This is a genomic window from Solibacillus sp. CAU 1738 (assembly GCF_039888725.1).
In the GTDB taxonomy this organism is placed as follows: domain Bacteria; phylum Bacillota; class Bacilli; order Bacillales_A; family Planococcaceae; genus Metasolibacillus.
Map to the genome: position 1 here is coordinate 62,316 of NZ_JBDQQN010000003.1, position 15,458 is coordinate 77,773.

The 15,458-nt window shown below is 37.5% G+C and carries 6 protein-coding genes; 4 read left to right on the plus strand and 2 right to left on the minus strand.

The window, feature by feature from the left end; translation table 11 throughout:
• Nucleotides 1–59 precede the first annotated feature (59 nt).
• Nucleotides 60–1,244, minus strand: coding sequence for a CaiB/BaiF CoA transferase family protein (locus AAFN87_RS09920; RefSeq protein WP_347790907.1), 1,185 nt, complete (start codon nt 1,242–1,244; stop codon nt 60–62).
• A 224-nt stretch (nt 1,245–1,468) separates the two neighbouring features.
• Between AAFN87_RS09920 and AAFN87_RS09925 the strand changes: the two genes are divergently transcribed.
• A complete protein-coding gene (locus AAFN87_RS09925) occupies nt 1,469–3,070 on the plus strand; it encodes a gamma-glutamyltransferase family protein (RefSeq protein ID WP_347790908.1) in 1,602 nt (533 codons plus the stop codon).
• Nucleotides 3,071–3,631: 561 nt separating this feature from the next.
• Entirely contained in the window at nt 3,632–7,978 is a 4,347-nt protein-coding gene (locus AAFN87_RS09930) for an S-layer homology domain-containing protein (RefSeq protein ID WP_347790909.1), read from the plus strand.
• A 62-nt stretch (nt 7,979–8,040) separates the two neighbouring features.
• Here AAFN87_RS09930 and AAFN87_RS09935 read toward each other — a convergent pair whose 3' ends face one another.
• Nucleotides 8,041–9,072: an S-layer homology domain-containing protein gene (locus AAFN87_RS09935; RefSeq protein WP_347790910.1), complete on the minus strand. Its 1,032-nt coding sequence runs from the start codon at nt 9,070–9,072 to the stop codon at nt 8,041–8,043.
• A 272-nt stretch (nt 9,073–9,344) separates the two neighbouring features.
• Here AAFN87_RS09935 and AAFN87_RS09940 point away from each other — a divergent pair, with 272 nt between their 5' ends.
• Together AAFN87_RS09940 and AAFN87_RS09945 are read left to right on the plus strand one after the other, a co-directional pair.
• A complete protein-coding gene (locus AAFN87_RS09940) occupies nt 9,345–14,351 on the plus strand; it encodes an S-layer homology domain-containing protein (RefSeq protein ID WP_347790911.1) in 5,007 nt (1,668 codons plus the stop codon).
• Between the two features lie 116 nt (nt 14,352–14,467).
• Nucleotides 14,468–15,397: an AEC family transporter gene (locus AAFN87_RS09945; protein ID WP_347790912.1), complete on the plus strand. Its 930-nt coding sequence runs from the start codon at nt 14,468–14,470 to the stop codon at nt 15,395–15,397.
• The last annotated feature ends 61 nt before the right edge of the window (nt 15,398–15,458 follow it).

The window sequence follows — 15,458 nt, forward strand, 5'->3', positions numbered from 1 at the left end:
TATAAAAAAGATTCAATAAAACAGGCCGCGAACATAATGTAATTGCTCGCAGCCTTCTATCATTGTAGCACTCCTTTTTCTCGTAGTGCTTTTATTTGTTCTTCATTATAACCTTGGGAATTTAAAATTTCGTCCGTATGTGCACCCATTTTTGCACCGACAAATTTATAGATGGGCAAGTTACCATCAAATTTTAGCGCAGTGCCAATTTGTTGCTGTGTTGAACCGTCTGCCTTTCGTACTTCAACAAGCATGTTGCGAGCTTGAATTTGTGGATGATGACAAGATTCTTCAAATGTAAGTACAGGTTCCACGCAACCATGAAAATCATCGTTGAAAACTTCCAACCACTCATCGAATGTTTTTGTACAAAATGCATCGCAAATCGCTTCTTTAAAACGGTGTTGAGTATACGGTGAATCATTAAACGTATTATCGATTATTTCTGGAATATCAAGCGCTTCACAAAGTAGCTTGCGGAACTGCGGCTCTAGACTCCCGACAGAGAAGTAGCGCCCGTCTTTTGTTTTGTAGTAATCATAAAATGTACCGCCATTTAAAATTTCTCCTTCGGGCTGTGGCAAATGTCCACCACCTAAAAACGCGGAGCCAGATAATGCATTCATTGTGAATGTAGCATCTGTTATAGAAACGTCGATATATTTTCCTTCTCCTGTTTTTTCACGATGTAATGCCGCAGCGAGCACCCCTACTGCTGCGTGCAATGTACCTCCCGAAACGTCTGCAATTTGAATTCCCATAGCAACTGGTTTTTTATCTTTTAAGCGCGAGTGGTCGAGTACACCTGCAATGGATAAATAATTATTATCATGTCCAGGTCTCTTGGCAAATGGTCCTGTTTGTCCGTAACCCGTAATCGAGCAATAAATGAGCTTTGGATTTACTTCACGTAATGTTTCAAAATCGAGTCCAAGGCGTTTCATGACCCCTGGGCGGAACCCTTCAATAATAATATCGTATTCCTGAATAAGCTCTTTCACGATGGTGACGGCTTCCGCTGTTTTTAAATTAAGTGTCAGTGAGCGTTTAGAACGGTTCAAATGCTGATGAACATACGACTCACTGTCCTCGTCAGTTGGTGGCATAATACGCATCATATCAACGCGCCGAGATGATTCGACATGAATAACGTCTGCACCTAAATCAGCAAACATCATTGTCGCAAACGGACCAGGCAATGAAGATGAAAAATCAAGAATTTTTAAATCAGAAAGAATTGTCATTTCCCTATCCCCCTTTTAATGGTCAATAACAAAATACTGTAATAATACAGGTGCAATAAACTTAATCAGTATTATAACAGTTCTTTTTGTGAAATAAAATAATATAATAACATTATATTAAAAATAATCTGAAAATTAAAAGGGGAATTTGTTACAATTAAAAATAGAATTATTGTTCATATTAGAACTGGTAATTTAAAAAACTTACATAAGGATGAGGTACTATGGATTTTTTGAAACAGCCCTTTCATTCACAGCGCTATACGACTTTTGCTCGAAACGGAATGGTCGCTACATCCCAGCCACTAGCAGCACAAGCGGGGCTAGATATATTGAAGAAGGGCGGCAATGCAGTAGATGCTGCAATTGCAACAGCTGCAGCATTAACCGTTGTTGAGCCTACTTCAAACGGCATTGGAGGAGATGCCTATGCAATTGTATGGATGAACGGCGAAATGCATGGTTTAAATAGCTCTGGTCCGGCACCGCAGTCTATATCAATTGAAGCATTACGCGCACGAGGCTTTGATCAAATACCTACATACGGAGTGATCCCAGTAACGGTGCCTGGTGTACCAGCAGCCTGGGCGGAGCTATCAAAAAAATTCGGGAAGCTATCGCTACAGGAAACGCTTGCTCCAGCTATTAGCTACGCTGAGCAAGGATATCCGTTAACGCCAATTTTGGGTAAATATTGGGAAATAGCATATAAAAAGTATAAGGAAATGGCAACAGGCGAGGAGTTTGCAGCTTGGTTTGAAACGTTTGCACCAAATGGAAGACCACCTCAAATAGGAGAAATGTGGTCATCACCTGCCCATGCACAAACACTCAAAAAAATAGCAGAAACAGATGGACGTGATTTTTATGAGGGCGAGCTTGCAGAAAAAATTGTTACATATATGAAGCGGCATAACGGCTTTTTATCAAAAGAAGATTTAGCAAGCTACGAGCCAGAGTGGGTAACCCCTGTATCTACAAACTATCGTGGGTATGATGTATGGGAGATTCCGCCGAATGGTCAGGGGATTGTAGCGCTGATGGCACTAAATATTTATAAGCAGTTAGAAAAACCACATTGGCAGGAAGCAGATACAATTCATGCGCAAATTGAAGCCATAAAGGCAGCGTTCGCAGATGGAAAAGCATTTATTACCGAGCATTCTAGTATGCCTATTAAAGTCGAATATTTATTATCGGATGAGTATGCTCGCATGAAGGCAGAACAAATTACGGGGGAGGCGGCTGACCCGTTACCGATGGATTTGCCGCATGGGGGAACTGTTTATTTAGCGACAGCAGATGCGGATGGCAATATGGTATCTTATATTCAAAGTAATTATATGGGCTTCGGCTCAGGCATTGTAATTCCGGGTACTGGCATTGCTATGCAAAATCGTGGACGCGATTTTTCCCTAGAGGAACATTCCCCTAATGCACTGTGCGGTGGAAAACGGTCGTATAATACAATTATTCCAGGCTTTTTAACGAAAGCAGGCGAAGCAATCGGTCCATTTGGTGTAATGGGCGGGTATATGCAGCCTCAAGGACATATGCAAATCATTTCGCATACAGTTGACTTTCAGTTAAACCCGCAAGCTGCACTTGATATGCCGAGGTGGCAATGGACAAGTGGTAAAACGATTGTAGTGGAGCCACATTTCCCGCTTTATTTAGTAGAAGAATTGAAGCGAAAAGGGCATGATATTCGAATGACAAATGACTTTGGGAGCTTCGGTCGCGGGCAAATTATTTGGCGGACAGAGGATGGCGTACTGATGGGTGGTACTGAATCACGTACTGACGGGCAGATAGCTGTGTGGTAATATAATGCAAATAAACAGCCTTCGGAAATGTTTCCGAAGGCTGTTTTCGTCATTTATATCAAAATGTCTTTTGAGATTATAGTACGCTCAATATATTAAGCTCAAAAAATAAAATAATACCGTATATATAACTAGTTTACCTTTTATAGGGTATTATTTAATAATAAGGTTATCGCCGTAACGGGAATGACCAAATAATTTGTTTATACACTGGTATAAATCTCAGTTTATCAGGTTTTTCGCGTTTATGAGAACTAATTATAAGGCATGTAAAAGCGCATATTGTCGTTTCTAGTCATTAGTCATCATAAAAACAAACTGCATGGTAGTCTATTATCATTAGATACGCGGGATAAAAAGCTAGAAAACGTGCTCATTTTGCTATTTCCTCCTATACGAATATACGCTTTAAACCGATAGAATAGATATAGGGTTTATTTTTGGGTCGTCAAGAAACGACATAAATAGGGAAAGCATCTTACCTTAATTTGATCGCGAATATACCTTTCTAATCAAAATTTAATAGTTTACATAAATACTGCTAGGCAGAGGGAGGATCACATGGAAAACAACAAAGCAAAAAAACTGAACAAAGCTGCAATCGCAACTGTATTAGCTGCAAGTGGCGTATTAGTTGCCATACCACAGCCGACAAATGCATATATGTTTAAAGATTTAAATCCAAATGCGGATTACTATAAACCTATTATAGATTTATATAATCGAGGTGTAGTAAGTGGCTTTGAGGACGGAACATTTAGACCAAGTTTAGAAATAACACGTGGACAGGCGGCAAAAATGCTGACACTCGCACTGGGCTTAAATTCACGAAACCAATCAGATCCAAAATTTAAAGATGTACCAAAAGGCAACCCTTACTATGCTTACATCGCAACTTTAGCGAATGCTGGGATTATGAACGGTTTTTCGGATCGCACATTTAAACCAGATGAGCCGATTACACGTGGGCAAATGTCGAAAATCATCACGTTAGGATATAAGCTAGGTGTTTCAACAAAAATTAAAGATCATTTCATCGATGTTACGAGTGAGACAAGCAATGCATTCTATATTCAAACACTTTATGATTTAGGTATTACAAAAGGGAAAACGGCGAATACGTTTGAACCATTTAGTACAGTGACGCGCGCGCAGCTAGCGACATTTATTTGGCGCGCAGAAAAAGCAGATAAAGGCAATCCTTCTTACATCATTGGCGATATAAAAGGGGATTTAGTTCACATTAATGGTGTGCAATACACGATCCAACCAGCACTACGCTCCATTATTAATGAATCGAATGCTGCTATTTTAAAAGGGGCAGAAATTGATGGAACGTTTAACGGGAAAATTCTATCTTCTATAACTAAATTAACGATTAATGCATCAGGGACTTCAAATAGACTACTAGCATTAGATGGTGGTTATACGAGTTTTGGTGGAGAGCTTGTCATTAATGGCTCGTATTTACGTTTAAAGAACTGGACATTAACTGGAAATGTGACAATTGCAGAAACGCCAAGAAAGTCATTAGCTACATATACAGAACGCCTAAAAAGTTTAAATATTGCAAGCATATCTGGATTTGGTTTTATCGATTGGGATAAACCGACTGATGATGATGATGACTATTTAAACCCAGACGAAGATGAAACGTTAAAGCCAGGCAAAGACCCTTCCAAGCCTAATAAGAACTATACAGCACGAATGGCAAAAGTAGAGCGGTATATTGATTTTGAAAATACGCATGTATCGAACCTTTTAATCGAGCAAACGGGTACATTTATTTCTTCTGATACGACACTTAGTCGTGTAACAATTGCACGTGATGTTGAAAATGTGGAAATTTATGCAGATATGACGACGCTTTATTTAGAAGGCGACCGTAACTTAAAAATTTACGGTGTGCATAATATTGAAACAGTTTATAAAAACAATTACAAAAGCACGTACTTCAATACAGATAGCTATATAGACTTTTTATATGTAGATAATTCATTTGGTTGGATTGATATTGGTGAGTTTGTTTATATTGGCAAGGTTATTATACCTAAAGATAAAACGCCGAATGATATTTTTGATGATTATTATAATGATAACGATAATATTGGCAATATTGTTGATACAGATGACAAGCCTGTTGACCGAGACCCTATTGAAAACCAAGAAACACCAGATGAAACGCGTCCTGTTGTAACAGGTTTAAAAGTAAAAGGTGAGGGAACGTCTGCTATAGCAACGTTTACATCAAATGAAGATGGAACGTACTATTATGCAGTCCGTGAAGCATCTCAGCGTCCACCAACAATTCGTGAAATATTACAAGAAAATAAAGAAAAGCGCGGCACTGCAACAGCAGGGAAGCCTGTTACGTTTACCATTAATGATTTAAAAGATAAAACAGAATACGTTTTATATTTAGTTGTTGTCGATAACGCAGAAAATATTTCAGATAAAATGGAAGCGGAGTTTGAAACGACAGATGGAACGCCACCTCGTGTTTTAAATTTGGAAGCAGAAGCGCTACACGGTGGAGATCGTGTGAAAATTAAATTTAAGCCATCTGAGCCAGGGGAGTACTATTATTATGTTCGTTATGCTTCTTCTACACCTGCGCCGACAACAGATTATATTGTGGCCAACTACACAGGTAAAGGTACTGCATCATCGAAAGAAGCAGTAGAGCATATTATTACGAACTTAGAGCCAAATAAACCGTATGAAATTTTTGTTGTCATGAAGGATGATTCAGGTATTCTATCTAATGACCCAGCTGAAAAAGTAACAGTGACAACACTAGCACCTGATACACAGCATCCTTATGTGGTAGGTTCTGCTCCAAACCGAGATAAAGATTTAGTGCCTTACGGTAAAAACCAGTTTTACATGTATTTCAGTGAAAAGCTAGACCCGAAAACAGCGAATGATGTTCAAAACTATGACCTATCAGGTACGGTTATTATTAATACAACGGGTCAAAAAACGATTAAACCTTCTGCCGTAAAGTATGAAGAAAATGGTGGGAAACCACGCGTTCTTTTAACAATCCCTTCAGAAACAGGTTTTGTTAATGGAGATACATTAAAGGTTAATGTATTACCGGGCGTAAAAGACTTAGCAGATTTAGAATTTGAGAACGTTAATACAGTACCAGCTGAAACAACACCGCGGAACTATGCAACCTATACGCATACGGATGGGTTAACACCAGTACTTTCAAATATTAAAATAACAAAAAATCCTGGTGGCAAAACAGCTGAAGTAGAATATACAGCGAACAAAGCTGGATCTGTGTTTTATTTAGTAATGCCTAATACAACAGATTTGGAAGCGTTAGGTATTGATGAACGAGACTTCTATGAAGAGTTTGGAACAAAACCTACAACTAAATTCGATAAAGCTGGTGGCGGTAAAATATATTTAGGTGACAAAAAAGATCCAGTTAGTACAGAAGTAGGGAAGCAAAAATTCTATTTAGACTTAACGACACTTAAGCCAGATTCCTTTACAACATATGATTTATATATGATACTTCGAGATCGTTCGGGGAATTTATCAATTATTAGCAAACAACAGCTAATTACAGATGCGAAACCACCTTTAGTAAGTAATATTTCAGTGACACCTAAAGAAGGCGATAAAACAGCGGCATTAAAATTTACGCCAACTGAAGATGGAACAGTTTACTATAAGGCGCTTGAAAAATATGTATTAGACCCAGTAACGAATACAAAAATATTGAATCCGCTAGTATATACAAGTGAAGGTAAGTTAAAGCCAATTGACGGTACAACAGATCTAACAAAAACGGACGCAGAGCGCGAAGCAGCATTTAAAGGAATCGGTGGGGTAATGGATCGTCCGATGAATGCCAATGTGGAAAATTCGGTCGATATTACAGGGCTTACACCACATAAAGAGTATGTCCTTGTAATGGGGGTAAAAGATCGTTATGGGAACTTTACTGTTTATAGTTTGAATACTGGAAACGATCATTCTGATTTAAACCAACCAAATGGTCCTATTATGATGCAGGAATTTTATTCGGATGGTACGAAACCGAAGATTGAACCGGTTATAAGAAAATTAACTAAAGCGGATTTCAGCAAAATTCCTCAAGTAGTAGGGACGTCTGCGGTTGACTTTGTTGAAGATCAAACTTTCTCAATTACATTCTCCGAAGCAATCGCATTACCTTCTGGAGGTGCAACGATTCCGTTAAACCAAAGTGAACAAAATGCTGCTTTAGCTAAATTGAAACAAGAGATTCAAACTGTTACAGGTAAAACGGTAGCAGAGATAGGTTGGCAGGACTTAACTAACGTGAATACATGGGATTCAAGAAAATTAGTGTTTACTTTAACACAAGTACATGAAGCAGATATTATTGTCGATATGAACTCTACTAATCTTCAAAACATTACAGATTTAGGTAAGTTGACATTTGTTCCTGAGCATTCTATTGCAGAATACAAATATGCAACGGGAGTTAATAATAAAATTGTCGAAGCATATTTAACAGGTACATTAGGCGGATTTGATGTTAAAACATCTAAAACAATGACAATTAGTGCTGAGATTAATACTGATTTAACTTGGGACCAAACGTACTACTATGCAGTTGTCAATGCAGATACATCGTCTATTATTACGGCACAAGATATTATTCAGTCTGCAGAGACAGGCATTGTTGCAAAACAAGGTATTACGCAATTCGGTAAAAAAGACATTAGTGCTAGTGATTTATCGCAAGCTAGTTTCGAGTTCCATTTAGAAGCGAAATCAATTAATGGATCTGCAATATTTATGCAAAAGCAAAAAGTATACTTATTGACAGTCGATAAGTATGGAAATATTGTACAAGCGATGAAGGATGGCCAACTCTATGATCTAATAAAAGCAAAATAATTATATGTAAGAACAGTGGAAAACCCGCAAACAGCTTTCACCAAGCTGTTTGCGGGTTTTTATCATTGCTTCCTCAAAGTCCCAGAAAAATTAGTGCCACTCATTCTCTCAGCACTGCAATCTACTTCTGTTATTTTAATAGCGTTGTTTAAGTGTTCAAATTCAATGACGCAGCGATTCCCTTTAGAGGATTCATTCATAACTGCTTTTGTTTGAGAAATGATTGAGGCATAACCCTCTGTTGCGCCTGTATCTTTTCCATCATATGCAGATAATTTTACAAAAAATTCTTCTTTGTTTGCATCGGAAATGATTGCATGGCGTGCATTGCTATCGTATGCTCCATTGCCCCATTTATACACATAACGGTAGCTACCATCCCAAGCATTATTACTAGGAGGGTTTTGTTGTAAGGAGCTATCTAATTGTTTTTTTGCATTATTAGCACGTTCATTTAATGATAGGTTACGAGTATTTTCATAGATTTCTTCGGCATCATCTGAAATATAGTAAAAATCCATCGAATCCATGCGATACAATAGCATAACTACTTGGGCGCGCGTCAAATTATTCTCTACGCCGAAAAACTTTTGTAAATCACGATTTTCATACTTTGGGTTTTGCCCAGTAGAAATATTATGGTCGAGTAAAAACTGAATCGAATCATTCAATCCTTTTTTTCCATCAGCTAAATGCGCAATTGCCTGCGCTACAACACCACGTTTTACAGCCTTTGCACGAATATTATTATGAAGGTAACCGTTTAATGGTACCCCGTAGCTCGCTAATCGATTATAAAACTCATCTGACCAAACCTCGGCGCTTGTTTGTTTATTTAATTCATCATACGTCATATCTAAGTCAAAATAATTAGCTAAAAGTTTCGCAAATTGTTGTTCTGTCATTGTTTCATTTGGCTTAAATGTACCATTCGGATAGCCATCAATAATTTCAAATTTTTGCGCCCATTGTATAGCTTCATATGCATAATGCTCTTCTGGTACGTCTTTAAAACTAGCCGCTTCCGACTTTAAAGTAGTGAATGAAAATACGAACAACGTTACTAAAAATATAGTCGAAACTATGTTTTTCATAAAAGATTCTCCTTTCGTGTATAGTTACTACTTTTCCCTTGTATAGTATGCAATACAAAAAGTGAATATTTTTCCATTCTATCTATTAGTTTGAATGACCGAAAGAGAAATTTCAACTAACATTACCATAATTATGTAATAAGTTTTACCTATTTTACAAATAATGAGTAAAATGATTGTGTTCAAACAAAATTTTACATGAGATAATTTGTATAATTGTAAAGATATACCTCGTATATATTTCCTAACTAAAAATATGGAGGATTCAAGAGATGAAGAAAAATACAAAGTTATTAACGGCAACAATACTTGCAATTCCAGCAGCTGCTTTTGTAGCAGAGGATATGAAGGTAAGTGCGAGTCAAATATCGCAGGAAGAAAATGTAGTTGTCCCAGGGCAATTTCCAAAAATTCAACTGCCTGCTACGTCCTCATCCAGTTCTGCACCGGTAAAGATTGAAGCGAATGATGCAGGAGCGTTGAAGGAAGCACTTGAAATATATATGGGGCAATATAAAACGGAAATACAAATTGTGTATACAGGAAGCTTTGCGAATGGTACTGATCTAAAAAATCTTATTAGCGATACTATAAATACTATATTAAAAAATCGCTATAAAGAAGGTACATTCAATGGCTATGAATATACTTATAAATACGATTCGGCTAAAGCAACGATTTCGATGCAGCTTCATTATTTAACGACAGCAACGAAAGAGTCTAATGTGACAACTCAAGTGAATTACATAGTGCAAACATTTGGTTTAGGAGCGGGTGCAACAGACTTTGAGAAGATTAAAGCGGTTCATGACTATATTATTTTAAATTCGACATATTCTATAGCTACTAATGGAAGCCCTTATGCTGCCGCAACATTAATCGAGGAAAAAAAGGGTGCTGCGCAAGCATATGCATTATTAGCATATAGACTTTTGAAAGTACTAAATGTAGAAGTTGATTATGTTACAGGTAAAGTAAATGGCATAAACCATGCTTGGAATGCAGTTAAGGTAGATGGGCAGTGGTATTACTTAGATAGTATGATGGATGATACTTTGTTTTCAGGTGTATCGAATCAGCCTATAAACTCTATTTCTTATGCTCATTTTTTACTGCGTCAAAATCAAGCTGCGAAATATGTAGAGGATACAGGGAAAGACTATCATACGATTACAAATGGTGGTACTGATTATTCCGCTATGCATAAAATAAGCTCCTCAGTACAAGTGAAAAATGAATTATTTTTTGCTGATCGAGCAACTGGGGTTATTAAAAAGCTTGAGTTAAATAATGTATCTTCTGGTGATTCGATTGTCATATCAAATGTAAAAGCGGAGTATTTACAACAGTACAATAACTGGCTTTATTTTAGTGACGCTTCACATGGCGGCTTTTTATATAAAGTAAAGATTGATGGCACAGGATTGACATTGTTAGCTGAAGAAACAGTAACGAGCGTCAATATCGCCAGCTCCATCTTAACGTATATAACAGCTAGTGGCGGGACGAAAACTATAGATTTAAGTAAGGAAGACCCTATTGTTCAACAACTACAAGCTTTGTTAACGGATATCTGGAAAAATGTTGATGCGAGTGATATTGCTTTAAAAATTGTTAATGCACATGTATTAATTGGGAAATTAACGGATAGCCAAAAAGCAATTATTACGAATGAGAAAATTGTAGAATTTGAAACATTAGCAAAAGAACGCAATATTATTGGAGATAATCAATCACACGTCAATCGTGTCATGCTACAAATTGCAGAACTAAATAGTAGTTCATCAACGTTTATAGCAGACGTGACAAAAGCAAGGTCGGAATTTAATAATTTAAGCCTTGAAGATCAGCTGAAAGTACTAAATATTAACATACTAAAAGAGGCAGAAAATGCATCTGTAGGGCTAATACCGGCTGTTACTATTTGGCATAATACAGTGAGAGCTTTTGGTGATGACACACCATACACACAAATTGAAAAGGCACGTGCGGATTACGATAAAATGCCGTTAGCTCAACGCTCAATTATTGATATGGACATTTTTGAATTTTTAAAGATGCAGGAACAGAAAATGGCTACAGAAAAAGTAGTAGCATACGAAATTGAGTATCAAATTGCTGTTTTGAATGACAATGTTACGACATATATTGCGGATGTTGAACGGGCAAAGCAAGCTTATGATGCGTTGAAAGCTCGCCAACAAGCTGTAGTAAGTAATTCAAAATTAAAAGACGCCATTGTAAAAGCTAAGCAATATAAAGAAACGGCAGAGAGCTTTGTAACTAAAGTGAAAGCATGGGCAACCCCTCCTAAATTAACGGATGTCATTGCTGCTCGTGCAGAATATAACGATTTTAAACAGGCAGTTAAGGGCCATATTACATCCATCGACTCGACTGTTATTACAATTTTGGAAAAGGGAGTCGACGCGATTGCAGGGACAGATGAACAAGTTTTAGAAGTATCACTTTTAATTGAAAACCTAGATGCAATCAATATTTCAGAAGCTGCTGTAAAGGCTGCAAATGAAGCTTTTGGCAAGTTAACAACAGAGCAGCAAAGTGCAATTAGCCAAATTTTACGAGATAAGCTTGACAAAATAAATGATGATATTCGAACGAGCCTAGTACGAGCGGAAGCTGTAATTGCCCTAATAAATAGTTTAACTAGTGACTCTTCCCCAGAAGATATTAAACAGGCAAATGAAGCATACGGAAATTTATCGGATTTTGCGAAAACGAAAGTCCCAAGTGCTGTAAAGGCTAAGCTTGATGAGTATGTATCTGCTTTAAAAGTGAAAACGTTAGATACTAAATTAGGGTCACTTACAGAAAGTGCTGCAGCAGACGAATTATTAGCAATACGCACAGAATATGAATTGCTATCGGCATCAGAAAAGGCGCAAATTACTAATATTGCAAAGCTTGAAATACTAGAAGCAAAGCCAGTTGTAGCAGCTATTACAGCATTAGGGGAAGCTCCTTCTAAAACGGCTTTAGATCACGCACGCTCGTTATTTAAGGCGTTATATGCAGGGGCACAGGCCAAAGTAACGAATATTGACCAGCTCGAAACATTAGAAGCGGCTTATGTTGATATAGAAATAAGTAAATTAACTTCAGTTTCAACAAATGCCGAAATACAATTTGTTCGAGCATTAGTCGATAGTTTAACAGCAGGGGCAATAGCTAAACTTACAAAATTAGAAGTGCTTGAAAAACTAGAAGAGGCATTTATTGATCCAGCAGAAAAAGAAGCTGCAAAAAAAGTAAATGACCAAATCGCCAAACTAGATGGAAAATCTTCAAAACAGGCGATTACAGATGCACGAAAGGCGTATAATGGTTTATCTGAAAAAGCAAAAAGATATATAGAAGCTGATTTATTAAATAAACTTGTGACGTTAGAGGCAGGACTTGAAGCGAAGGAAGATTTAGAGAAGTCAGCTGCTACCGTAATAGCGATGATTGAAAAGCTCAATAACAACGCCAAAGTTGAAGAAATAGAGGCAGCTCGTAAAGCTTATGATGCGCTTCATGCAGAGGCGAAGTTACTTGTTACAAACTATCCAACATTAGTTGCTTTGGAAGAAAAGTTTAAAAATGACCTAGAAGAAAAAACAGCGAAAGAACAAGCGGAGGCTGTACAAGCTTTAATAGATAAATTAACGATACAATCGCCCAAAGAAGAAATTTTAGCAGCGCGTGCCGCATATAACGCTCTATCTGCTAAGGCACTTGGCTATATCAAATCTATTACAAAGTTACTTGATGCAGAGGAGCATCTAAAGGTAACGGAAGAAGTAGATGAGAAAAAGGCGAAAGAGCAAGCGCAAGTAGTGAATGCGATGATTAGTAAATTGACACGTTCATCGACAAAAGAGGAAGTGTTAGCGGTTCAAGCGGCATACACAGCGCTTTCTGCTACAGCGAAGAAGTATGTCATCAACTATTCTTTTGTTCAATCCTTACTTGCAGAATTTGCTAAACAGGAAGCGGCTATCGCAGCGGCAAAAGCAAGTGCAGCAGCATTTGATAAATTTATGGCAAGTGTTTCAAGGCAATCGTCTAATAGCACAATTGCGTATGCGCGCACTTATTACAATAGTCTTTCTAATGAGGCGAAACAGTATGTGACTACATTATCGAAATTGCAAAAACTTGAGGAACAAGTGTCGAAAAATCCGTCTGGTCCACCAAAGCAACCAACACATGGCAATACGAAAAAAGAGGATTTAACAGGTATTATTTGGCCAACAGACGAATCCAATCCTGCTTCTTTAAAGTACATTCCTGATAATGAATATGTCGCATTTGTACAAGACGGTACCGATTTGCAATTCACTTCTTACGGTGAAGAATTATTTGCGTATATTCCGAGAGACATTATTTTGCATCAGCAAGAGCCACTTGTTATTACAGCTACGAGTGGTGTCCAAGTGAAACTACCGATAAAAGATTTACAAAAAACATATGGCACAGTATCGGTTTCATTAACGATTGAAGAAGGGGAATTTGACTTTATTGTATCAGTGAACGGACAGTCTATTGCTTTTGCTGAGCAAGTAGAAATTAAGATTCCAACGACAGAAATTAAATCTTCTTCTAATGCAACAGTTTATAAGATTGATGGTAAAAATACGCGCGAGCAAGTACCATTTGAAGTGAAAGATGGTATATTTACAATTAAAACAAAATCAACTGGTAATTATGAAGTATCTAACACACCTCGCACGTTTATTGATGCAATGCATGACCCGAATCGGACGTACATTGAAGAGTTATCTAAAAGGGGTGTTTTAGCTGGCACAATAGGGAATAATTATTTCCCGAAAGATGCAATTACCCGTGCAGATTTTGCGGTAATGCTTGCGAAGGGGGCTAACTTAACGTCGACTTCTCATGTGCAATTCAACGATATACGTGGCAAAGCGTATGCTAGTGAAATTCAAGCATTGTTTGAGGCGGGTGTGATGAACGGAACGGGGCCAACACGCTTTAATGCGAACGGACACCTTACACGTCAGCAAGCGGCGGTAATAATTCATCGCTATTTAGACTATTTAAAAGTGGATATTTATGCAATCGCAACGCCTACAAATTTAACGTTTACAGATGGCAATCAGTTCTCAGAAGAGGGGATGAAGAGCATCGTAGTAATGGATATGCTCGGTATTTTCTCCGCTAATGAAAAGGGTGAATTTAATCCAAATAGTCCTTTAACCCGTTCAGAAATGGCAGAAGTACTTTATTTAACGATGGAAATAGCAGGATTATAATAATGAATAACACATGCAGAGAGCTTTCTCTAGCATGTGTTTTTTGAAAGATATTTCTACATGAGCACTTCTGTATAATTATAGTCATCGGTAATAGAAGGAAAGGACGATTTGTCATGATGTATTTGTCGATGATTTTCTTCCAAATTGTTGCGCCTATTCTTGTACTACTTGTATTGGGAGCGGTGCTACAAAGAAAATTCGCCTTTAATTTAAAGGCACTATCGCAGCTTATTACATATTGCTTTATGCCAGCAGCCGTCTTAGTGAATTTATATGAAACTTCAATTCAAATGAGTGTATTAGCCCAGGTTGGGGTATTTATTGTATTATTTATTGGCTCTCAAATGATTTTAGGCCATTATTTCGCTAAATGGATGAAGCTTGATCGCCAAGAAGCGGCTGTTTTTAAAAATAGCGTCGTACTTATTAATTCCGGTAACTATGGCATTCCGGTAGCGCAAATGATTTTTGTGACACAGCCAATAGGGGTTGCTATTCAAGTCATACTCGTTATATTTCAAAATATGACGACTTATACATATGGGTTGTACAATTTAATTTCTGCAACGAAATCAGGGAAGGAGATTGTGAAGGATTTCCTCAAAATGCCGATTATTCATGCGTTGATTATTGGCGTATTGCTAAATGTACTTGATATTTATATACCGCAAATGCTCTATATCCCACTTGATCACGTAGCGGAGGGATTTATTGCAGTGGCACTTATTACACTTGGCGCACAGCTATCGCAAATAGAAATGCGTACGATGTTAAATAAAACTATTTTTATTAGCTGCTTTACACGCCTAATTATTGGGCCAGCAGTAGCGCTCCTTATTATTTTTGCTTTACAGCTAGATGGTGTTGTCGCGCAATCACTATTTATCGCAAGTGCTTTCCCGACTTCTCGTAATAGCTCGAGTTTAGCATTAGAATACGATGTACAATCCGATACAGCGGCACAAACAGTCTTATTTTCAACGATTATTAGTTGTATTACTGTAACGATCGTCATTTATCTTTCAACAATTTTGTTTGTATAAAGATTGATTAGCTGGCATATAAGGGGTATTATGATATATCTAGAATTTGACAGGTGAAAAA